We start from the raw sequence: 25733 nt of genomic DNA, 5'->3' as shown, positions 1-25733 counted from the left end.
ACCTAACCAGTAAGAGTACCAATAAGGCCAAATGCTTAGGTTCGACAACCCGGCACCGGGCATCCGGCAGATTAACGTATCACCTCTAAGAGTCTATTCGCACAGGTACAAAGCCATCAGGTTCATAGCTTATAAACTGACCGGAGATATTTATTCTCCGACTTTTCAAGAACTACCAGCGTTGACTGACCGGGATGGTGAATATCTCCGGTTCAAAACCAACACCCAAACTACATTCAGAGCCATCCTTGCTACATCCTGAACCCACTGCTATTTTTTCTCAGACTCCATGGATATCAAAACAATACAGTCGGCAAAAATAAAAACTGTTATTTAACAGGTCAACTTTGATTGACAAATTAATAATTATCAAATCGGATCTACGGCAATTCTATGCTTGTTTGTCACAGAAGACTGTTAAAACTTCTCTTAATTGCCCTGCTATTCATAATTGAAATGAACGTACAATCAGGTCATGCCTCCGGCTACCAGAATGAACCCGGGCACAAGGCACCAGAAATCCGCTTTTTGGGTCTCTACGCGGGATTTAAAGCCAATAATTTCCACCTCAAGCTAGGTAACCATTATCACGTAATACACGACGTTGGCACCCCCACAAAACTGTCCCTTTTTTTCAGGAATCAATGGTTGAGTCATCTGCCCGGGTTCCTGTTTGCAAAACTGCTTCCGCCTTCAATCATACCCTACCCTTCTTTCAGTCGCGGCTTCCCCTCACTGTCCCGGGCTTTTGGTGATGCCCCCGATTGCAACCCTCATCCGGTGATGATCGATCACTCTTTGCTGAAAAGCCGCTTATCAGTGCAAACCACTTGCATCGAAAATCATCCTGTATGGCAGATTACGGCTTCACCCTCGACATCATCGTCAGAGACTCAAGCCGTCGAGGGTGATTCTCTGTCTGCCTGGCTGTCGCTTTGGAAACTACTAAACGACACCCATACCAGTACCCTTTTCCTGCGCCCCTGGCGGGAAAGTCAGCAGAATCGCCTGCAGGCTATTATCTGCCAGACTAATCCGCTTACAGAGCATAAAAAGTGTCAGAGCGTTCTTATTGACTTCCCGCTGAACCACGCAAAACCCTGGCTATTGCCCGAACTGGCTAAAAAAGACATCATCAGCACTGACGGGCAAACCGCTTTAGACAGTGGCTATATCAAGCGGGTCAATCAGGCTATTCACTGTCTCTCTTCCCACAATAAGTTGTTTGGAGAATCCAATAAAAGCAAGACAACTGACAAAGAAAAAATTCACGCCTGCCAGAATAATCACTGGCTTTATCAATGGTCGGATCAAAGCTGGCTTTACCAACCGGGTATTCCCGAGACTGCGGTAGAACCCAGCCCGGCACTCATGACCGGGAAGTACTTTAACCTCTGGGCACTGGAAAAAGTATCGCCTGGCAATGATACCTGTCCAGCCTGGTCAAGATCTTCTTTATTCATCGCCCGCAACGACAGACATCGGAAATACCATTTCTGGGGAGCAGGTGATCCGGTGCTGCTGATGCGGTTCGCTGATGCCCCTTATAATGTCGAGGATCACTACGCCGGTTGGGACGGACCTGAGATTGGCACCCTGGTAGAAAGTGAGCACCTTAACCTGGCCGCCCTGCTTATGAGCACGGTGACCAGTACGCCCTTTAATCTCTATCAATGGCGGGGAATTCTCTCAGGGTTCATACCACCCATCCCCAAAAGCCTCAGTGCCCGGGTAAGGGAGCAGATTCTGAGCGACCCCGGTTCACTTTACCAGTTTGTTAAACGGCGGCCTGAGTTAATGAACAATGTGTTGACCTATTTAAACCGGGAGTTTCCGGGGCACCCTGTCCACTCACACTTTTCCGATCGTGTATCACCTTATTTTACCCGTCAAACAAACGGAAACCCACTGGCTTTGGTGCCCCAAACAAGCAACGCATTCGACGGTTTTCATCCTCCTGCCATCCCTCATCAGCCAGATGTGTCACTCCCCTCTATAGGGTTTGCATCAGGCATAATGACTGCTTCTGGTGTCCAGGGGAATAATGGACCGCCTGAATCTCAGTCCTCCCCGAGTAATCCCTCTGCACAAAAAGCCGAACAAAGTGGCAACAAAAGTAAACGAACTGCCAGCTCTGTCGGTAGGAACAATATTGACGACAATGAGCCACCACCGGGCGGCAAGCATCCGGTCACACCAGCAGACGCAGTACCCTCAGCATCCTTGCTTAAACATCTATTCTATTTGTACAGGCGCTCCGGGCTTCGGCCTGAAAGAGTGACTCATAGATCAGACTTTCTTTCAGAACAGCTTGGTGTCACATCCAGGGAAAAATTTGAAACCCTGCTCCGTCTGTGCAAACCGTCCGATTGTGGAAGTGAAACATTATATAACCAGATGCTCCGGGGTTTTGACCCGAAAGACCAACAACACATGATGCTGGCATCAAAAGCTTTGCAAAATTCGATACAAGTCATCGTTCATGATGGTCAGGAATATCGCTGCTATGACCATGACAAAAACCACGATCATACTTCTCGTCGGCTTCTGGAAAGGCTTGAAGATCGCCATATCTTCCTGTTTCACAACAATCACGCTGTAAAACTGTCTTCTCACAGTGACAACAAACTATGGTTCACCCACTTCCTGACCAACTCCCGCTTAAATACTGAGGAAAATGACTGGCTGGCAGCCAATTGGGTTGAAAAGGCTTTATGGGATCTGTTTCCACAATGGCAGAAAGACGTCTTATTATGCCGGGAAAGTCTTGAAAACCCATCCATAAAATTTGCCAGCAAAACACTAAAGCAAGCATTTACTTCACCTGCAGAATTCATGCGGGGAGGACACGAAAATAACCAGTTCAGGTTTTACAATAAATTAGGCCTTGTTTGCTACCCCTTCGACGATACAGAGAACCCCGATGGAATGTTTTACATTAGCAAAAACGTGCTTGGAGCAGTGATTTTTTTCTGGGAAGACTCTGCCAGCAAATATATTTCCTTTATAGCGCCGGATCTCTCCACATCAGCAATAAACGACAAAATACAGTCTTTGGGCAATCATTTAAAAGATTATTCCGAGGGCGCATTTTTAGTAAAAAAACAGGATATCCGCTATATAATTCCTGCACTGATAGTGCTTGAAGCTGTTTTCAGAAAAACTTATACAGAAGCCGAAAAAATTATATCCGATACTGAAGATGCTCTCGTTTACGGTGGTTTAGCCAGGTGGCAACACCTTACGTCATCGCTTAAACCCTCCGAACTGGGCAAAGTACCTGTTACCAATGATATTGACCTGGCAGTCACGGATATCAAAAGCCTGGAAAACATTTCGGCTTCTATAGAGAAAAAGCTAAGAGGCGTCCTGCCTGGCACTGCTGTTAGACGCAACAACATTCACACCTTAGTTCTAGCCAGCCCGGGAGAATTGCAGCACGGAGGGCTCCTGCACACCTTAAAGATCAATTGTTTTCCCGATACAAATGAAGAAAATACCATCCGGTTCGCCAGTTACGAGGCAAAAAAATGGCGAATCTTATCGATCGATATTTCTGCCGGTCCTGAAGGATATTTCGATTTCATACGTGTAGAACCTTTTGCCACGGGCTCCAAAATGGTTATGCAAAGCCTGCCCGCAATGGTTGAAAAACTGTTGCAGGATACACAACTTGATCAAACCTACCCGGGTATTGATTCAAAGCGACGGATGCAAAATGCTCAAAATGCATTAAAAATATTGCTATCAAGTGACACTGAGCAACAGATACAGACAATTATTCAAAAGTCAGTATTCAGCCGTTTTTCAGAGTCGTCCAGGTTACCGGAATTTCTGCATCCTTATATCAGGCGTAAACCTGACAATGAACAGAAAAGCACTACTAAGGTAGAGAATAAGGCAGAAAATGATACGAATAATCAACATCCTTTAGTTGCTGCCAAAGCCAAAACAACAGCACCCACTGTCGATGAGCCTCTGAAAGACAATGCACCAGGACAGACAACTATTGCCGCACATGCTGCATTTGCCAGTACTGCTAATGTCAAAGGTGCAGAATCGATAACCCATGATTCGGCTTTAAATTCCCGTAAGAAGAAAAAGAAACAGAGACAAAAGCTGAAAAAAACGGTTCAACGAAAAGCAGGCGACACTGCAACTACGCCAGACGAGGGCGATATCAAAGTAGAAGCCAGCCCTGATAATCAAAGCGCTACAGTAGTTCATAACAGCAAGACAACAGCACCTGATAATGCTGAACGCTCAAACAAAAGAAAGAAGGAAACCACCGCCCAAAAGCCAATCTCGAATCTGATCGATTTCGAAACAGCATTGTCCAGGTCCGTAGAAATATCAAACTGGCTTAAGGAGGTGGATTATAACTTTTCAGGAGAGTTGAATAGAGCAATAAAGACACAAAATTGCGATGCCACTGAAGAAAACAAAGCCACTACAGAAAATCCTGCGCTCGATACAGAACTCGATACACTACAAAAACAACTGAAGGAAGGAAAGACAAAAACACTGCAAATACTGGCCAGTTCCGGAGCTTCTGCTGATACATCCGGAGACCAGCCGGTCATTACCATCAATCTGACTAATATCCCGGACAGTCAGCAACGCAGGCGTTTAGAGCAGGCGGCTTACGAGGACCACTTCCCCTATGCCCAACTGGTTCAGGCGTTGTTCATTTTGAACAAAAAATTACCCTCTGGAAAATCAGAAGCACTTCAGATCTATGAACATGCCTTCGAGCTATTGTTACCGGCAGCTATTGCCGGTATACCACTTGCCTATCAATTATTAATCCCAATGCAATTGCACAGCCACCATCCGGCGGGCTGGCCTCAGATAGAACCTGTAAATCGATTGTTGCGTAGTATGACTTCCAGAGAGACAAGCTTGAACCAGGTAAAGATTGAAGGCCTGTTGAATGGTGGATTTCTCGAACAGCTCTATCAGGATACAGATGTTGCCGCCCTGTCAAAGATTGAGCAGGGTTTAGCCAAAGAGTCAGAACTCTCAGGCAAAGGCAGAGAAGTGAAGGCCATACTCAATGCCCTGAGAGAACCGGATACACCCTCCACATTAACAGCCCTGAAAGCTGTTCGTCCCGGGTCTCGGGAACTGCAACAAACCATCGCTTCACTGAAACTGATTCTGGATAGAAAAAAAGAACCAGCGGCAGGTCAGATACATAGTGAGCTTTGGATCTACACCCTCAACACCCTGCAGATTCAGGGAGCCTCCAGGAAAAAAACTCAGTTCATTGATATAACGAGTTTCCCGCAGGTGCTGGCGATGACTGACCTGAAAGTATTCATGGGCACTGAGCGTACCGGACAATCGTTCAGAAGTCATCAACCCAAATTCATAGCTTTTTGGAAAATGAGCTTTTGGGAAGGCTATCTCAAAGCTTCATTGAGCAAGGACAGAAACAATGAAAAGGAAATGCTCTACGAATATCATGAAAAAATAAGGAATAAAGCGATTGAAAAGTCCAGATCTGATTTAATAAAAGACTGGGTTCTAGCTCGATCTTTGCTGCTGTCAAGAGATTTCATTCAAACCAAAGAGGTGACGGTTCCGGCTACCACTAAACCAGCCACTTCAACTCAACTCACTTCGGCAACAGTTACAAATACTGAAAAAGCAAAAAAAACAATAAATGCCACCAGACGACCAACGGAGCTGAAGCCAGGCATCAGACCCTCTACAGAACAAGTCAATGAACAAGTACATACACAGTATTTGTTGCAACTGGATAACAATATTATTCAGGAAGTCAAATGTATTCATGAGAACCCGGAAGTTTTTTTGCAACAGGTGGAAAAGCACATTACTGCATTCAGAAAAGTTTTATTAAGAAATCATGACCATACAACAAACAAGCTTGGAATGGGTTATTACTACTTTCTGAAAGCACTGGCCATGTTAGGGGCCAAAATGTCGGATGACAACAAAACTATTGAGTTGTCCTTTAGTCCCGAAGTCAAGCTCAACGCCAAAAAGATAAAAGAGGCTATTGTATTGTCTAATAGTCATTTTTTCCCTTATGCCCCGATACTCTTGCTATTTTTTGAACATGGTATGGAAGGCAACCCCAGCGCAGTCACGCAAGCTCACCTCTCTGCATTCTCGGGGGTATCTCAGTCTATTGAGATTTTATTCGAATCGGACTCAGACTCAGCGGTTCAGGCCGGAATGTTACTCAAGTGGCTGGTGCTGATTCCAAGGACTTTCGAACTGAAACTGGCCTTTGATCCAGACACATACCTGAAAAACCCCCATAGCCAGATGCCGGGAAGGGTAACACCTTCCATAAGTGTACTCAGAGAGTTTCTGGAGCAGCTTTCAATAAAAGGCTCTGATGGAGCAGTTGATTTTGTTTTGAATCGAATGAGCCAGAAATTTAAAAATACCCGACATTTTTCAAACATACAGTATGAACGAGTGTTAGTAAAACCGGAATCAACTGCAGCTGTGCTTGCCGCAAAAGAGGCTAATGCAGCGGCAGAATTAGCCGTAAATGAAGAGCAAACGAAAGCGAGAGCGTTCAAGGAAGCGAAAGAGTTAGAGGAAGTGAAAGCAAAAATCTTATCGGCAGTGGATTTAACAGCGAAAGTGCAAGTACTAACAGCAAAAAAAGCAGCTCAAAAAGCAGCACAGGAAGCAAAAGCAAAACTGACAGCAGCAAAGAAAGCGATAGCGGCAGCTGAAGAGGCAGCGACAAAGAAAGCGATAGCGGCAGCTGAAGAGGCAGCGGCAGCTGAAGAGGTAACTAAAGTGAAAGCGGCAGAGAGGGCGGAAGCAACAATAAGATTGATATTGTACTTCGCAACCGGTCGAATGGAACTGTTGGATTTTGGTTGCCTGGATTTATCCCTGTACATCATTAACTTTTCTATATTCGGCTCTGAAGCAAACCCGGAGATTCCCATATTCCTTAGAAAAGCTCAGAGGACGCTCTCTAAAGATATTGACCGTCATAATCGGGCATTGGCAGATATTATAGAACTTGCTTTTTATCTGGTTGGTGCATCAACAGAAGCAGAGCCGACTCTCCCCCATCTTAAAGCCCTCCCCTTCGTTAACCAGGCTCGCTTAACATCCCTTCATTTTGGTCATGATGTACAACATCTGACAAAGTTAATTGGTTTTTCTCGTGAACTGGTTACCGAGGATAACACGTCGTATTGTTATAACACCCTTTCGCTGATACATCAGCATATCATCACGCTCATCGGTGGAAATGCAGAAAATGCACGAAAACTCCAGATTGATTCAGGTGATTGGGAAGAATTACGCAAAATATTTAAGCTCTTTATATGGCATAAGCCAGTAAAGGCTGTTGCACGTAATGTTCAATCAAAATTCATCGACTACTTTGTCTTTAACAGTGAAAATTTGAAAAGGTTCGCAGATGGAGACGAAATTGCTTTTTTTCTTGCCATTGAACAAGCCAAACAAGCTGGCTATCAGAAATTAAAACAGAAGTTAAGTCTGTATGAAGATAAAATGGATTCCGAATCATTGCAGATGTCAGGCTGGCTTCATTGCCTGGCTGGATTGACGCTTCTGGAGGCAGAATTAAGATCTTTCCAAGAGCCGATAGTATTAACCAGTCGCAAAAGAGTTCTGCCCAGTGCACATGATCATTTCAGGAAAGCACGTCAACTTGGCTTCCCTTATGGTGGTTATCTGGAATCACTGGTGAGTATGCGGCTAAACAACTACCAGCATTATCAGACCGAAACATCAGAAGCCCTGCAAAAAGACTCGACCAATGGGCTTGTCATTCAATACGCATCGACCATAAAACCAGGGGAAAAGCTCTTTATTGAAGCGGGCAAAATTGTTACGGACACATTGCCCGGATTGTTATCAAGCTCTCTAATGGGTGTGAGTTTTGCTGCCGAAGCAGCCATAAGAGTATTTACTAATGAACGGTTTAATCTTCTGCATATTCCTCAGGCTGGTTGGTCGGCACTGATCACAAAGCAATTTTTGATTACCCCCGTAAACCATAACCTCCAATTTGTGTTCAATAATGATGGCACTGAAGTTGAAAAAGCGTTATTTCCCAGGATAATTGATCCAGACAGTATTGAAGGAATACTTCTGAAACCACTGGAAAAAATAAAGCATTTTTCCATTAAAAAAAGACCGAAACACTATGGTATTTGGCTGGATGGTGAAATCAAAAGTGGTGGCAGGTCAGAAAATATTAAAAAGTATTTAAGACTTGTCAAATCTTTTGTATTGGGTGAATCAGACGCACTGGATATATCATCAGAGGCAGCAGCTTCTGATGTTGAACAACTCTCAGAAAATACTGCAAGCTATGAGCTAAGCCGATATGATTATGCAACATCGTTTGAAGTACTGCGGGAAACACCAAAACCTGAAACCTATTTCGATGAGTTCGTTTATAACCTTCCCCGGCTGGAATCTCACCCAAATTATGAGGCTATAAGTAATGCTCTTTTGAAGAAACATCGCACAAAGTCAGCCCTGGTTCATTATTACTTATGGGCTTACGAGACCCTTAATGATCACTTTGATAACGAACGGGATCTGTTCTGGGATGAGATAATGACAAAGAAGATTGACGAAAATGAACCAATGAAACGTGCTTTCCTGGCAGTTCTGGCAACGTCCGACTTAACGGTTATGTACGATAAAAACCGGGAGGCCATGAACATTGCATTTCAAACGTATAATAGAGATCTTGCCTCCTGGCTGGCCTTTTTTCACAGGATCTCGGCCAATTCCGCCTTTATTCTGGGAGAGACACAAAAAGCAGATTTCCATCAAAAGCATTATGATAACCAAAAAGCAATATTACTTTATTCAGTACCTGACCCGTAAGATTACCAGAAAGACCAAAGGCTAAGTTAGCCTTATCTGTTGTTTGAACTATAATACAACGGTCTCCTACTGTAAGGGATGCCGTTATGCAATATGCTCCCTTCAAGTCATTTCTTGATGCCATTTCGACATTGACCAGCCATCAGAAGAATATTCTTAACAAAGCTCTTTCTCCAGAGGTTGAGACCAAGACGCATCAACCGAACCTGAGCACCACCATTCAACAGAAATTCTCTGAGCACCCGAGGTGCCCTCATTGTGAAAGTGATCAGATAAAACGCTGGGGTAGCAGTGATGGCAAGCAGCGCTACCGTTGCAAGTCATGCCACAAAACATTTAATGCATTAACAGCAACCCCGTTAGCCCGGCTTCGACATCCTGAAAAGTGGCAGACTTATCTGAATGGAATGAGCCACTCCACAACCCTGCGAGTGGCAGCATCTGAATGTGGCGTCACTCTGCGCACCTCTTTCCGCTGGCGACACCGCTTCCTTGTCGTGCTGGAGGATGACCAAGGAAATGATCTGGGTGATATTGTTGAACTGGATGAAACATTTTTGCGTGAGTCCTTCAAAGGGCAGAGATCAGAGCTACCAAGACCAGCAAGACAAGGAGGTAATGATAAAAAAACGGACAGCCACTTGAAAGGATGGATTCATGGTGTTTTTCACGGGATTGCGACCAAATACTTGAAACATTATCTGGGCTGGCGGCGAGTGCTGACAGAGGCTACCGAGCTAACAGGTGAACGGCTTTCTGAAAAAATTGCGGGACACTGGTTCAAACAACAGATAAAAGCAACTTAGCCAAGACCAAATGTGTAAATTGAAGACTTGGGTTCAGTTTACGCTCATTATTTTCTATAAACGGCGATAGTTTTCTAACCAGTCAAATAAGGGATCTACAACCCAGCGTTCGGCAGAATTACATAAACCCCATTAAAAGCTATTCACGCAGATACAAAGCCACTCTTGCTACATCTTGGTCCCACTGCTATTTTTTCTCAGTCTCCGTAGAGATCAGAACAATTTATTCAATCAGTATCAATAAAAGCTGTTATTTAACAGGTCAACTCTGATTAACAAATTATCAAATGGGGTCTACGGCAGCTCTATGCCTGTTTGTCACAGAAGACTGTTAAAACTTCACTTAATTGCGCTGCTATTCACGATTGAAATGAACGTACATTCAGGTCATGCCTCCAGCTACAAGAATGAACCTGGGTACAAGGCGCCAGAAATCCGCTTTTTAGGTCTCTACGCAGGATTTAAAGCCAATAACTTTCACCTCAAGCTGAGTAATCATTATCACGTAATACACGACGTTGGCACCCCCAAAAAGCTGTCCCTTTTTTTCCAGAATCAATGGTTGAGTCATCTGCCCGGGTTTCTGTTAGCAAAACTGCTTCCACCTTCAACCGTACCCTACCCTTCTTTCAGTCGCGGCTTCCCCTCACTGTCCCGGGCTTTTGGTGATGCCCCCGATTGCAACCCTCATCCGGTGATGATCGATCACTCTTTGCTGAAAGGCCAACTGTCAATACAAACCACTTGTATCGAAAATCATCCTGTCTGGCAGATTACGGCCTCACCCTCGACATCATCGTCAGAGACTCAGGCCGTCGAGGGTGATTCTCTGTCTGCCTGGCTGTCGCTTTGGAAACTACTAAACGACACCCATACCAGTACCCTTTTCCTGCGTCCCTGGCGAGAAAGTCAGCAGAATCGCCTGCAGGCCATTATCTGCCAGACCAATCCGCTTACAGAGCATAAAAAGTGTCAGAGCGTTCTTATTGATTTCCCGCTGAATCACGCAAAACCCTGGCTATTGCCCGAACTGGCTAGAAAAGACAGTATCAGCGCTGACGGGCAAACCGCTTTGGACAGTAGTTATATTAAGCCGGTCAATCAGGCTATTGATTGCCTCTCTTCCCACGATAAGTTGTTTGGAGAACCCAATAAAAGCAAGCCAGCTGACAAAGAAAAAATACACGCTTGCCAAAATAATCACTGGCTTTATCAGTGGTCAGATCAAAACTGGGTTTATCAACCTGGCATTCCCGAGACTGCAATAAACCCCGGCCCGGCACTCATGACCGGGAAGTACTTTAACCTCTGGGCACTGGAAAAGGTATCGCCCGGCAATGATACCTACCCGGCCTGGTCGGGATCTTCTTTGTTCATCGCCCGCAACGACAGACATCGGAAATACCATTTCTGGGGAGCAGGTGACCCGGTGCTGCTGATGCGGTTCGCTGATGCCCCTTATAATGTCGAGGATCATTACGCCGGTTGGGATGGACCAGAGATTGGCACCCTGGTAGAAAGTGAGCATCTCAACCTGGCTGCCCTGCTTATGAGCACGGTGACCAATACGCCCTTTAATCTCTATCAGTGGCGGGGAATTCTCTCAGGGTTCACATCACCCATCCCGAAAAGCCTCAGTGCCCTGGTAAGGGAGCAGATTCTGAGCGACCCTGGTTCACTTTACCAGTTTGTTAAACGGCGGCCTGAGTTACTGAACAATGTGTTGACCTATTTAAACCGTGAGTTTCCGGGCCACCCTGTCCACTCATACTTTTCCGGTCGTGTATCACCTTTTTTTAGCCATCAAACAAACGGAAAACCATTGGCTTTGGTGCCCGAAACAAGCAACGCATTCGACGGTTTTCATCCTCCTGCCATCCCTCATCAACCAGATATGTCACTCCCCTATATTGGGTTTGCATCAGGCATAATGACTGCTTCTGGTGTCCAGGGGAATAATGGACTGCCTGAATTCCAATCCTGCCCGGCTTTTTCCTCTGAACAAAAAGCGCAACAAAGCAGCAACAGAAGTCAACGAAGTGCTAAATCAAATGGTGAGAACAATATTGACGACAATGAGCCACCACCGGGCGGCAGCCATCGGGTCACATTGGCAAACGCAGTATCTTCGGCATCCTTGCTTAACCATCTATTGTATTTTTACCGGCGCTTCGAGCTCAGGCCCGGAAGAGTGATTGGTGTGTCCGATTTTCTTCAGGAAGAACTTGATATTAAATCCAGTGGAAGATTTGAAACATTGGTCAGTGAATGCCAACCACCTGACTGCGACAGTGAAACATTATATGACCAGATACTCCAGGGTTTTGATCCGAAAAACCAACAACACATGGAATTGGCATCAAAAGCCTTGCAAAATTCTATAAAGGTCATCGTGCCTGGTGGTCAGAAATATCGCTACTACAGCCATGATATAAACCATGCTCATACGCCTCAACAGCCTCTGGAGGAGTTTGAAGGTATTCATACGTTCCTCTTTAGCGAGAATCACGCGGTAAGACTGTCCCGTCACGGTGACAACGACCTGTGGTTCAATCACTTCCTGAACCGCCCCCACTTAAGCAAACAGGAAAACAAATGGCTGCGAGGCAGTGAGTTTGAAAATGCGTTATGGGAGCTGTTTCCACAATGGCAAAAAGATATTTTATTATGCCGGGAAAGTCTTCAGTGCAACACTATAAAATCTGCCAGCAAGCTGCTAAAACAGGCGTTTACTGCACCCGATAAATTCATGCAGGGAGAATACGGACACAACCTATTCAGTTTTTACAACAAATTACGCCTTGTTTGTTACCCGTTCGACGATACAGGGAACCCCGACGGAACATTTTACATCAGCAAAAACCTGCTTGGAGCAGTGATTTTTTTCTGGGAAGATTCTGCCAGTAAATATATCGCCCTTATAGCTCCGGATCTCTCGACATCAACAATAAACTACAAAATGCAATTTTTGGATATTCATGTAAAAGCTTATTACGAGGGCGCCTTTTTAGTAAAAAAACAGGATGTCCGCTATGTAATTCCTGCACTATTGGTGCTCGCACCTGTTTTTAGAAACATCTATACAGAAATCTGGAGTGTTATATCAGATATTGGTGGTGCTCTTGTTTATGGGGGTATAGCCAGGTGGCAACATCTTTCATTGTTGGTTAAGCCCACCGAACTTGGCAAGGTCCCTGTTATTAATGATATTGATTTGGCAGTTGAGGATATCAAAAGTCTGAAAACCATTTCAGCCGCTTTAGAGAAAAAGCTAAAAAGTACCCTGTCTGGCCCCATTGTTAGAAGCGGCAACATTCATGCTATGGCTCTAGCCAACCCAAAAGAATTGCAGCGCAAACGGCTACTGCATAACGTAAAGATCACCTGCCTTCACGATAAAAACAATGAAAAGACACTGGGGGACGTCCGTTACAAGACAAAAAAATGGCGAATCTTATCGATCGATATTTCTGCTGGCCCTGAAGGGTATTTCGATTTCACGCGTGTAGAACCTTTTGCCAGGAATTCCAAACTGCTTATGCCAAGCCTGCCCGCTATGGTTGAACAACTGCTTCAGGACACACAACCTGATCAAACCTACCCGGGTATTGTTGCAAATCGACGGGTGCAAAATGCCCGAAATGCATTGAAAATATTGCTATCAAGTGACGCTGAGCAACAGGTACAGACAATTATTCAACAGTCAGTGTTCAGCGGTTCTTCAGAATTATCCAGGTTACCGGAATTTCTGCATCCTTATATTAAGCCGCAGTCTTACAATGAACAGGAAAGCACTATCAAGGTAGAGAATAAGGCAGAAAACGATGCCAGAGATCAACACTCTACAGTTGCTCATGACAGTAAGGTGGTGGCACCTGATCCTGCTGAAGGGTCAAAAAAGGGAAAGAATAAAACCGCCGCACAAAAGCCAATCCCGAATAAGATCAATTTCGAATCTGCATTGTCACAGTCCGTAGAAATATCAGACTGGCTTAAAGAGATGGATTATAACTTTCCGGACGAGCTTAATAAGGCAATAAAGATGCAACATTGCGATGCCACAGGAGAAGGCGAAACCCCTGAAGAAAGCCCTGCGCGAGATACAGAACTCAATACACTGCAAAATCAGCTGGAAGACGGAAAAACAAAAACCCTGCAAATACTGGCCTGCTCCGGAGCTTCTGCAGATAAATCCGGTGACCAACCGGTCATCACCATCAATCTCACTAATACCCCGGGCAGTCAGCAGCGCAGAGACTTGGAACAGGCCGCTTATGAGAGCCACTTCCCCTATGCACAACTGGTTCAGGCGTTGTTCATTTTGAACCAGAAACTCCCATCTGGAAAACCAGAAGTACTTCAGATCTATGAAAAAACCTTCGAGCTGCTGTTACCGGCAGCCATTGCCGGTATACCGCTTTCGTACCAATTATTAATCGGGATGCAATTACACAACAAACATCCGGCAGGCTGGCCCCAGATCGAACCTGTCAACCGGCTGTTACGCAGCATGGCTACCAGAGCGACAAGCTTCAACCAGATAAAGGTTGAAGGCCTGTTGAAAGGTGGATTTCTGGAGCAGCTCTATCAGGATACTGACGTCACTACCCTGACCAGGATTGAGCAGGGGTTAGCCAGAGAGTCAGACCTCTCAGACAGAGGCAGTCAAGTAAAGGCCATTGTCAATGCCCTGAGAGAACCGGATAACCCCTCCACACTAACAGCACTAAAGACAATCCACTTCGGGGCTCGGGAACTGGAACAAACCATCGGGTCGCTGATACTGATACTGGAGAGAAAAAAAGAACCCGCAGTCGGTCAGATTCACAGTGAACTTTGGTCGTACAGCCTCAACGCCCTGCAAATTAAGGGCGCCTCGAAAAAAAAACCTCAGTTCATGGATATATCTTATTTCCCAAACGTACTGGCCATGACTGACCTGAAAGCATTCATGGATACTGAGCAAACCGGACAACTGCTCAAATATCATCAACCCAGATTCATAGCCTTTTGGAAAATGGGCTTTTGGGAAAGCTATCTCAAAGCGTCGTTAAGCAAAGACAGCAAGACTGAAAAGGAAATATTTGACGAGCATCATGACCAAATAAATAATAAGGCGATTAAAAAGTCCAGACCCGATTTAATAGAAGACTGGATTCTTGCCCGATCTTTGCTGCTTTCAAGAGACTTTATTCAAATCAAAGAAGATCCGCCTCACCCTACTCCATCGACTTCGGCACAACTAACGTCTGAAACAGATAAAAAACCTGAAAAAGCAAAAAAAACCGCAAACGCAGCCGCTCAACCAACAGCACTGAAGCCAGGTATCCGACCCTCGGCAGGACCATTCAATCGGGAAGAACATCTCCAGAATTTGTTTCAACTGGATGACAAGATTATTCTGGAAGTCAAATTTATTCAGGAAAACCCGGCATTTTTTTTGCCGCAGGTGGAAAAGCAGATTTCTGTATTCAGAAGGGCTTTACTAAAAAATAAAAATCAGACAAACGAGCTGGGAATGGGTTATTACTATTTTCTAAAGGCACTGACACTGATGGGGGCAAAAATACCAGAGGATTACGAAACGATTGAGTTGCCCTTTAGCCCGGAAATTAAACTCAACGCCAAAAAGTTAAAAGAGACTATTGTGTTGACCGGTCACAAAAGTGCACTGGCCAGTGCTTATGATCATTTCATGAAAGCACGTCAACTCGGCTTCCCTTATGGTGGTTATCTGGAATCATTAGTGGCTATGCGGCTAGACGACTATCAGTATTATCAGGACGAGACATCAGAAGCCTGGCAAACAGACTTGGCCAATAAGCCTGTTATTCAATACTCATCGATCATAAAACCCGGGGAAAAGATCTTTATTGAAGCAGGTAAGATAGTTACGGACATTTTGCCCGGGCTATTAGCAAGCTCTCTACATGGTGTACGTTTTGCCACTGAAGCAGCCATCAGAGTCTTTACTAATGAACGGTTTAATCTTCTGCATATTCCTCAGGCTGGTTGGCCAGCACTGATGGCAAAGTTTTTTTTGATTAACCCCTTTGAACATAACATCCAATTTGTGTTCAGCAATGATGGCCCTGAAGTTGAAGAAGCGTTATTTTCCAGGATAGTTGACCCAGGCAGTATTGAAGGAATGCTTTTGAGGCCACTGGAGAAAAAAAGGGAATTTACAATTAAAGAAAGACCAAAACAATATTGTATTTGGCTGGACAGTGAAATCGAAAATAGTGACAGGCCAGAAAATATTAAAAAGTATTTAAGTCTTGTCAAAGCTTTTATATTGGACACATCAAAGGTGCAGACTACATCATCTGGGAAAACAGCTTCTGATATTGATAAATTGTTGGAGGATATTGCCAGCTATAAGCTAAGCCGGACAAAATTGTTTGAAGTGTTGAAGGAAACATCACATTCTGAAAACAATTTAGATGAATTCTTTTATAACTTGTCCTGGCACCAACCCCACCCGAATTGTATGGATTTAAGTTATGCTCTTTTGGAAAAACATCGCACAAATTCTGCCCTGGTTCACTATTATTTGTCGGCTTACGATACCATCACTGATAGCCGTTACAACGCACAGGTTCTGTTCTGGAACGCGATAATGAAACAGGCGATTGAAGAAAATGAACCAATGAGAGAGGCTTTTTTCGCACTTCTGGCAACCGCCGATCTGACGGTTATGTACGATGATAACCGGGAGGCCATGAGCATCACATTTAAACCATACAAAAAAGACCTTAATTCCTGGTTGTCTTTTTATCACTGTATGTCAGCCCAAATCGCCACTATTCTGGAAGAGGCGCAAAATACAGATTTCAATTCCACTTATTTTGAAGTCTCAAAAAAATATAAAATCATTAAGCACCGGATCCGTTGATTCTGTCGCATAGTGATTGAGTTTACTGCGTTGACCCGATGCTGTCAGTCTGGCCTCTGTAGACATAGCCGCTCACTGCAGCAACATAAAAAAGTTATCACAAGATTCGCAGCCAGCAGCCAATCCGAACACGGAACCATTCTTGCTACATCCTGAACCCACTGCTATTTTTTCTCAGACTCCATGGATATCAAAACAATACAGTCGGTAAAAATAAAAACTGTTATTTAACAGGTCAACTTTGATTGACAAATTAATAATTATCAAATGGGATCTACGGCAATTCTATGCTTGTTTGTCACAGAAGACTGTTAAAACTTCTCTTAATTGCCCTGCTATTCATAATTGAAATGAACGTACAATCAGGTCATACCTCCGGCCACCAGAATGAACCCGGGCACAAGGCACCAGAAATCCGCTTTTTGGGTCTCTACGCCGGATTTAAAGCCAATAATTTCCACCTCAAGCTGGGTAACCATTATCACGTAATACACGACGTTGGCAGCCCCAAAAAGCTGTCCCTTTTTTTCCAGAATCAATGGTTGAGTCATCTGCCCGGGTTTCTGTTAGCAAAGCTGCTTCCTCCTTCAACCGTACCCTACCCTTCTTTCAGTCGCGGCTTCCCCTCACTGTCCCGGGCTTTTGGTGATGCCCCCGATTGCAACCCTCATCCGGTGATTATCGATCACTCTTTGCTGAAAAGCCGCTTATCAGTGCAAACCACTTGCATTGAAAATCATCCTGTATGGCAGATTACGGCTTCACCCTCGACATCATCGTCAGAGACTCAGGCCGTCGAGGGTGATTCTCTGTCTGCCTGGCTGTCGCTTTGGAAACTACTAAACGACACCCATACCAGTACCCTTTTCCTGCGTCCCTGGCGAGAAAGTCAGCAGAATCGCCTGCAGGCCATTATCTGCCAGACCAATCCGCTTACAGAGCATAAAAAGTGTCAGAGCGTTCTTATTGATTTCCCGCTGAATCACGCAAAACCCTGGCTATTGCCCGAACTGGCTAGAAAAGACAGTATCAGCGCTGACGGGCAAACCGCTTTGGACAGTAGTTATATTAAGCCGGTCAATCAGGCTATTGATTGCCTCTCTTCCCACGATAAGTTGTTTGGAGAACCCAATAAAAGCAAGCCAGCTGACAAAGAAAAAATACACGCTTGCCAAAATAATCACTGGCTTTATCAGTGGTCAGATCAAAACTGGGTTTATCAACCTGGCATTCCCGAGACTGCAATAAACCCTGGCCCGACACTCATGACCGGGAAGTACTTTAACCTCTGGGCACTGGAAAAGGTATCGCCCGGCAATGATACTTACCCGGCCTGGTCGAGATCTTCTTTGTTCATCGCCCGCAACGACAGACATCGGAAATACCATTTCTGGGGAGCAGGTGACCCGGTGCTGCTGATGCGGTTCGCTGATGCCCCTTATAATGTCGAGGATCATTACGCCGGTTGGGATGGACCAGAGATTGGCACCCTGGTAGAAAGTGAGCATCTCAACCTGGCTGCCCTGCTTATGAGCACGGTGACCAATACGCCCTTTAATCTCTATCAGTGGCGGGGAATTCTCTCAGGGTTCACATCACCCATCCCGAAAAGCCTCAGTGCCCTGGTAAGGGAGCAGATTCTGAGCGACCCTGGTTCACTTTACCAGTTTGTTAAACGGCGGCCTGAGTTACTGAACAATGTGTTGACCTATTTAAACCGTGAGTTTCCGGGCCACCCTGTCCACTCATACTTTTCCGGTCGTGTATCACCTTTTTTTAGCCATCAAGCAAACGGAAACCCATTGGCTTTGGTGCCCGAAACAAGCAACGCGTTCGACGGCTTTAATCCTCCTGCCATCCCTCATCAGCCAGATATGTCACTCCCCTCTACAGGGTTTGTATCAGGCATAATGACTGCTTCTGGTGTCCAGGGGAATAATGGACCGCCTGAATCTCAATCCTGCCCGAGTTATCACTCTGCACAAAAAGCGGAACAAAGTGGCAACAAAAGTAGACGAACTGCGAGCCCTGACGGCAGGAATAATATTGACGATAATGAGCCGCCACCACCGGACGACAGCCACCCGGTCACACTGGCAGACGCAGTAACCTCAGAATCCTTGCTTAACCATCTATTGTATTTCTACGGGTGCGCTGGACTCCGGCCTGAAAAAATAGGTGATATATCGGATTTTCTTCCGGAACAGCTTGGTATCACATCCAATAAAAAATTTGAAACCCTGTTCCATCAATGCCAAATACCCGATTGCGATAGTGAAACATTATATAATCAGATGTTCTGGCGTTTTGATCCGAATAATCAACGACACATGATTCTGGCATCAAAAGCACTGGAAAATTCTATACGGATTTTTGTTTCTGATGGTCAGGGATATCACTCCCACAACTACCATGATCGTACGCCTCAACAACTGGACAAGTTTGAAGATGTCGTTACGTTTCTGTTTCACGAAAATCACGCTGTAAAACTGTCTCATCTCAGTGACAACAACCTGTGGTTCACCCACTTCCTGATCAGCTCCTGCTTGAATAAGCAGGAAAACGAATGGCTGCAAGACAGTGATTTTGAGAATGCATTATGGGAACTGTTTCCACAATGGCAAAAAGACATTTTGTTATGCCGGGAAAGTCTTCAGTGCAACGCCATAAAATCTACCAGCGAACAGCCAAAAGAGAGGTCCATAAAATCTGCCAGCCGAGTGCTAAAACAGGCATTTACTGCACCCGATAAATTCATGCAGGGAAAACAGGGACAGAACCTGTTCAGGTTTTATAATAAATTAGGTTTGGTTTGTTACCCGTTCGACGCTACAGAGAAACCCGATGGAACGTTTTACATTAGTAGAAACGTGCTTGGCGCGGTGATTTTCTTCTGGGAAGAATCTGCCAGTAAATATATCGCTTTTATAGCGCCCGATCTCTCCACATCAGCAATAAACAACGAAATGCAATCTTTGGATATTCATGTAAAAGCTTATTACGAGAGCGCATTTTTAGTAAAAAAACAGGATATCCGCTACGTAATTCCTGCACTATTGGTGCTCGCACCTGTTTTTAGAAAAACCTATACAGAGGTCGATAGAGTTATATCCGATATTGGAAATGTTCTTGTTTATGGTGGTTTAGCACGATGGCAACATCTTTCGTCATTGGTTGGCCCTACCGAACTTGGCAAGTTACCTGTTACCAATAATATTGATTTGGCAGTCGATAATATCAAAAGTCTGGAAACCATTTCGGCCTTTTTAGAGGAACAGCTAAGCAGCGCACTGGCTGGCACCGTCGTAACACGCAGCTACATTCATACTATGATTTTAGCTAACCCCAAAGAATTGCAGCACAGTCGGCTACTGCATAACGTAAAGATCAGCTGCACTCCCTGTAAAAACAATGAAAAGGCAATGGGGTTCGTCACTTGCAAAGCAAAAAAATGGCGAATCTTCTCGATCGATATTTCTGCTGGTCCTGAAGGCTATTTCGATTTCACCCGAGTAGAACCTTTTGCCAGGGGTTCCAAACTGCTTATGCCAAGCCTGCCCGCTTTGGTTGAAAAACTGCTTCAGGACACGCAACCTGATCAAACCTACCCGGGTATTAATGCAAATCGACGGATGCATAATGCTCAAAATGCATTAAAAATCTTACTCGCGAGTGACACTGGGCAACAGGTTCAGGCGATTATTCAACAGTCACTGCTCAGCCGATCTTCAGAATCATCCGGGTTACCGGAATTTCTGCTTCCTTATATCAAGCCCGAACCTGACAAGGCACTGGATAGCAATAGTGATATTGACGAACAGGCAACAGTTTCTACTGCTAATTATGCCGAAGGTGCAGAGGCGATAACAAAAGATTCTTCTTTCAATTCCCATGAGAAGGAACAGAAACAACAAGAAATAAGCGACATTGCCACTGTGCCGGAAAAAAACGATATCACAGTAGAAGCAAGCCCTGATGATCAACGCTCTACAGTTGCTCATATTAGCGAGGCAGTGGCACCTGATACTGCTGAGCACTCAAATAAAGGAAAGAATAAAACCGCAGCCCAAAAGTCAATCTCGAATACGATCAATTTCGAAACAGCCTTATCTCAGTCCGTAGAAATATCAAACTGGCTTAAGGAGATGGATCATCGCTTTGCGGACGAGCTGAACAGGGCAATAAAGACGCAAGATTGCAAAGCCCCTGCAGAAAACCCTGCGCCCGATACAGAATTCGATACACTGCAAAAACAACTGCAGGACGGAAAAACAAAAACCCTGAAAATACTGGCCTGTTCCGGAGCATCTGCTGATACATCCACAGACCAACCGGTCATCACCATCAACCTGGCCAATACCCTGGGCAGTCAACCGCGCAAAGACTTAGAGCAGGCGGCTTATGAGAACCACTTCCCCTATGCGCAACTGGTTCAGGCGTTGTTCATTCTGAACCAGAAATGCCCATCTGGAAAATCAGAAATACTGCAGATCTATGAGAAGGCTTTCGAGCTACTGTTACCGTCAGCCATTGCCGGTATACCGCTTGCCTACCAATTATTAATCGGAATGCAATTGCGCAACCAACATCCGGCAGGCTGGCCCCAGCTGGAACCTGTCAACCGGCTGCTACGCAGCATGGCTTCCAGAGCGACAAGCTTAACCCGGATAAAGGTTGAAGGCCTGTTGAGCGGTGGATTTCTAGAGCAGCTCTATCAGGATACAGACGCCATCACCCTGACCAGGATTGAGCAGGGGTTAGCCAAAGAGTCAGACCTCTCAGACAGAGGCAGAGAGGTGAAGCACATTGTCAGTGCCCTGAGAGAACCAAATACTGCGTCCATATTAACAGCCCTGAAAACAGTTCGACCCAGGGCTCGGGAGCTGCAACAAACCATCGGCTCACTGATACTGATACTGGAGAGAAAAAAAGAACCCGCAGTCGGTCAGATTCACAATGAACTTTGGTCTTACAGTCTCAACGCCCTGCAAATTAAGGGCGCCTCGAAAAAAAAACCTCAGCACATGGATATATCTTATTTCCCACAGGTACTGGCCATGACTGACCTGAAAGCCTTCATGGATACTGAGCAAACCGGACAACTGCTCAAATATCATCAACCCAGATTCATAGCCTTTTGGAAAATGGGTTTTTGGGAAAGCTATCTCAAGGCTTCGTTAAGCAAAGACAGCAAGACTGAAAGGGAAATATTTGACGAGCATCATAACCAAATAAATAACAAGGCGATTAAAAAGTCCAGACTCGATTTAATAGAAGACTGGATTCTTGCCCGCTCTTTGCTGCTTTCAAGAGACTTTATTCAAATCAAAGAGGCTCCTGCCTGCCCCACTCCGGCGCAACTAACGTCTAAAACAGGTACACATTCTGAAAAAGCAAAAAGAACCGTAAATGCGGCCAGGCAGTCAAAAAAAATGAAGCCTGTTATCCGACCATCAACAGGACCACACAATGAACAAGTACATACCGGGTATTTACTTCAACTGGATAACAATATTATTCAGGAAGTCAGATTTATGCAGAAAAGCCCGAAATTATTTTTGCAACAGGTAGAAGAGCACATCACAGCATTCAGCGTAGCTCAGGTACAAAATGGCAATGATTCAACAAACAAGCTGGGAATAGGTTATTACCACTTTTTGAAGGCACTGGCCTTGATAGGGGCCAAAATGTCAGATGACAACAAAACTATTGAGTTGTCCTTTGGACCGGGAGTCAAACTTAACGCGAAAAAGATAAAAGAGTCTATTTTAATCTCTAAAGAGTATTACTTCCCCTATGCTCCAATGCTCTCTCTGTTTTTTGAACATGGTATGGAAGAAAAGCTTAAAACACCAAAGCAGGCCCTCTACTCTGCATTCTCCGGGGTGTCACAGTCCATTGAGATTTTATTAGAATTGCAAACATATGCACCGGTTCTGTCCGGACTGTTACTCAAGTGGCTGATACTGATTCCAAAGACTTTCGAACTGAAACTGGCCTTTGATGCAGAGACTTACCTGAAAAACCCGCAAGTCAATATTCCGGGCAGGGTAACACCTTCCATTCGTCTACTCAGAGAGTTTCTGGAGCAGCTTCCGGTAAAAGGCTCTGATGGCGCAGTTGATGTTGTTTTGAATCGAATGGGTCAGCAATTTACCAATACCCGGCATCTGCAAAACGTACAGCATGAACAAGCGAAAGCGACTGAGTCCGTGTCAGCAGAAGCAGCTACGACAAGTGCAGCAGATGCCATAGCTGAATTAGCCATAGAGGTAGCGATAGCAGAAGCAAACTCGCACTTGTGCCCGAGCTCGAACTCGAACTCGAACTCGAACTCGAACTCAACAGAAAACGCTATAGTGTTAGCGGAAGCAATAGCGGAATCGAAAGCAAACGTCAAAGCGAAAGCGATAGCCCTGGCGGAAGCGACAGAGAAAGTGACAGCAGAAACGAACTCGAACGCGACAGCGTTAGATAAAACGACAGCGGTAGTGGCAGCGTTAGATAAAGCGGCAGAGACAGGTAAAGCGGCAGCGATCACGGTTCTGGAAAGGTTAAAGGAAGCGAAAGCGAAAGCAATTAAGGAAACGATAGACGAAACGGTAAACGAGACGGTTAAGGTAGCAGTAAAGGAAACGGCAGAGAGTAGAGCAGCAACATTAAGATTGGTACTGTACTTCGCTACTGGTCGAACGGAATTGATTGATTTTGTTTACCTGGATTTATCCACATTGACCATTGTTTTTTCTATAATTGGCTCTGAATCACACTCGGGACTCTTCGAGTACCTGAAAAAGGCTCATAGGCAGCTCTCTAAAGATACTAATTTTGATGATCAGATGATGGCAGATATTATAGAACTTGCTTTTCATCTGGTTAGTGTATCATCAGAAACAGAGCCGACCCTTTCTTGTCTTAAAGCCCAACCCTTCAATGCCCAGGCCCTTTTAACCGCAATGCATTTCGGTCATGACTTACAACTTCTGACAAAATTAATCGGTTTTTCTCGCGAACTGGTTACCCAAGATACCAAATTGTATATTTACAACATTCTTTTGCTGGTTCACCAGTATATTCTCGAGCTTATCGGTGGGAATGCAGAAAAGGCAAAAAAACTTCAGGTTGACTCAGATGGTTGGCAAACACTACATACATGTTTTAGGAACTATGTATGGCATAAGCCAGTCAAGGCTGTTGCACATAATATGCAATCAAAAGTCATAGACCATGTTGTCTTTAACAGCGACAGCGTAAAAAATTTCACAGATGGAGACGAAAATACTTTTCTTGTTGCTATTGAGCAAGCCAGAAAAATTGGCTATCAAAAATTAAAACAGCAGTTAAACAAATATGAGGGAAAAGTGGATTCTCAATCTACAGCGATGTCAGGCTGGCTTCATTGCCTGGCTGGATTGACGCTTCTGAAGGCACAAACAAGTTCTGATGACCAGCGGGTAATATTGACCGGTCGCAAAAAAGTACTGACCATTGCTCATGAGCATTTCGCAAAAGCACGTCATCTCGGCTTCCCCTATGGAGGTTATCTGAAATCACTGGTGGACATGCGGCTAGACAACTACCAGTATTACCAGAACGAGACATCAGAAGCCTGGCAAAGAGATCTGACCAATAAGCCTGTTATTCAATACGCATCGATCAAAAAACCAGGGGATAAGATCTTTATAGACGCGGGTAAAATTGTCACGGACATCTTGCCCGGGCTATTATCAAGCTCTCTATATGGTGTACGTTTTGCCGTTGAAGCAGCCATCAGAATCTTTACTAATGAACGGTTTAATCTTCTGCAGATGCCTCAAGCTGGTTGGCCGACACTGATCGCAAAGCACTTTTTAATTCTCCCCGTAAACCATAGCTTACAGTTTGTCTTCAACAATGATGTCACTGAAGTTGAAGAAGCGTTATTTCCAAGGATAAGTGATCCTGACAGTATTGAAAGAATACTTCTGGAACCAATGGAGAGAACCAGGCAATTTGCCACTGAAAAAAGACCAGAACAATATGGTATTTGGCTGGACAGTGAAATCGAAAATGGCGACAGGCCAGAAAGTATTAAAAAGTATTTAAGCCTTGTCAAAGCTTTTTTATTAGATAAATCAGATCTGCTGGAAACACCGGCAACAGTTTCTGATAGTGATCAATTATCAGAGAGTACTGCAAGCTATAAGCTACGCCGACTTGACTATACAGCATTGTTGGAAGAACTACAGGAAACACCACAACCTGAAACCGGTTTCGATGAATTCGTTTATAACCTGCCCAGACTGGAGTCTCACCCAAATTACGAGGCTATCAGTAATGCTCTTTTGAAAAAACATCGCACAAAGTCAGCCCTGATTCACTATTATTTATGGGCTTACGAGATCCTCAATGATAGTCGTAACAACGAACGGTATTCGTTCTGGAATAGGATAATGACACAGAAGATTGAAGAAAATGAACCAATAAAAAAGGCTTTTTTCGCACTTCTTGCAACCGCTGATCTAACGGCTATGTACGATGATAACCGGGAGGCTATGTGCACCGCATTTAAAAAATACAAAAAAGATCTTAATTCCTGGTTGTCTTTATTTCACTGTATATCGGCTGAAATCGCCTCTTTTCTGGGAGACGACCTAAAGAAAGATCACCATTATCTCGAGCATTTTAGAGCCTTGACAGAATATTAAGTCATTAAGTAACAGCCCCCTTATTCTCATCTATCTGAATACCAACTTTTTCCATCCCTCTGCGTTCCAACTCAGTTTAATTGGCTGAAGCTATTCGCCTGTTGTTGTCACCAAAGCTATAAACGCCTTAAAGGATGAAAACCTTCTGAAAAATATTAGTGTTAGGCACCCTACGGTTGCCACTCATTTCAACTTCGACGGCCCAAAAGAATTCATCAATGAACATGAAACAAACTGACGTACGATTCTCAATCGTATATCAATTTAGCAAATAGATTTTTGTCGTATAATTATTGAGTCTGCTGCTTTAACCCGAAGTTGCCAGCCTCACCTCCGGAAACAGAGCCGCTACCTTCAGCAGCAACATAAAAACGTTATCACAAGATTCGAAACCAGCAGCCAAACCGAACGCGGGACCATTCTTGCTACATCATGAACCCACTGCTATTTTTCCTCAGTCTCCATAGAGACCAG

The 25733-nt window shown here is 44.6% G+C and carries 4 protein-coding genes; all 4 read left to right on the top strand.

The genetic code is table 11. From position 1 onward, the window contains the following. The first annotated feature begins 456 nt into the window (after positions 1-456). The 4 genes from ACOMG9_RS09355 (at position 457) to ACOMG9_RS09340 (ending at position 25259) form a co-directional block, all read left to right on the top strand. A complete protein-coding gene (locus ACOMG9_RS09355; RefSeq protein WP_494530121.1) occupies positions 457-8871 on the top strand; it encodes a hypothetical protein in 8415 nt (2804 codons plus the stop codon). A gap of 86 nt (positions 8872-8957) precedes the next feature. Further along, positions 8958-9677, top strand: a complete 720-nt coding sequence (locus ACOMG9_RS09350) for a transposase (RefSeq protein WP_448216715.1) — start codon at positions 8958-8960, stop codon at positions 9675-9677. Positions 9678-10047: 370 nt separating this feature from the next. Beyond that, positions 10048-16572, top strand: a complete 6525-nt coding sequence (locus ACOMG9_RS09345; RefSeq protein ID WP_448216714.1) for a hypothetical protein — start codon at positions 10048-10050, stop codon at positions 16570-16572. A 350-nt stretch (positions 16573-16922) separates the two neighbouring features. Beyond that, positions 16923-25259, top strand: a complete 8337-nt coding sequence (locus ACOMG9_RS09340) for a hypothetical protein (RefSeq protein ID WP_494530120.1) — start codon at positions 16923-16925, stop codon at positions 25257-25259. The last annotated feature ends 474 nt before the right edge of the window (positions 25260-25733 follow it).

The organism is Endozoicomonas sp. PH6C, from assembly GCF_059322965.1.
The sequence above is the reverse complement of the archived record's forward strand: the minus strand, read 5'-3'. Positions and strand labels throughout refer to the sequence as shown.

Bases quoted from the DNA above. Each gene is read 5' to 3' on its own strand.
- ACOMG9_RS09355 (WP_494530121.1), top strand. From the start codon at position 457: ATGAACGTACAATCAGGTCATGCCTCCGGCTACCAGAATGAACCCGGG.
- ACOMG9_RS09350 (WP_448216715.1), top strand. From the start codon at position 8,958: ATGCAATATGCTCCCTTCAAGTCATTTCTTGATGCCATTTCGACATTG.
- ACOMG9_RS09345 (WP_448216714.1), top strand. From the start codon at position 10,048: ATGAACGTACATTCAGGTCATGCCTCCAGCTACAAGAATGAACCTGGG.
- ACOMG9_RS09340 (WP_494530120.1), top strand. From the start codon at position 16,923: ATGAACGTACAATCAGGTCATACCTCCGGCCACCAGAATGAACCCGGG.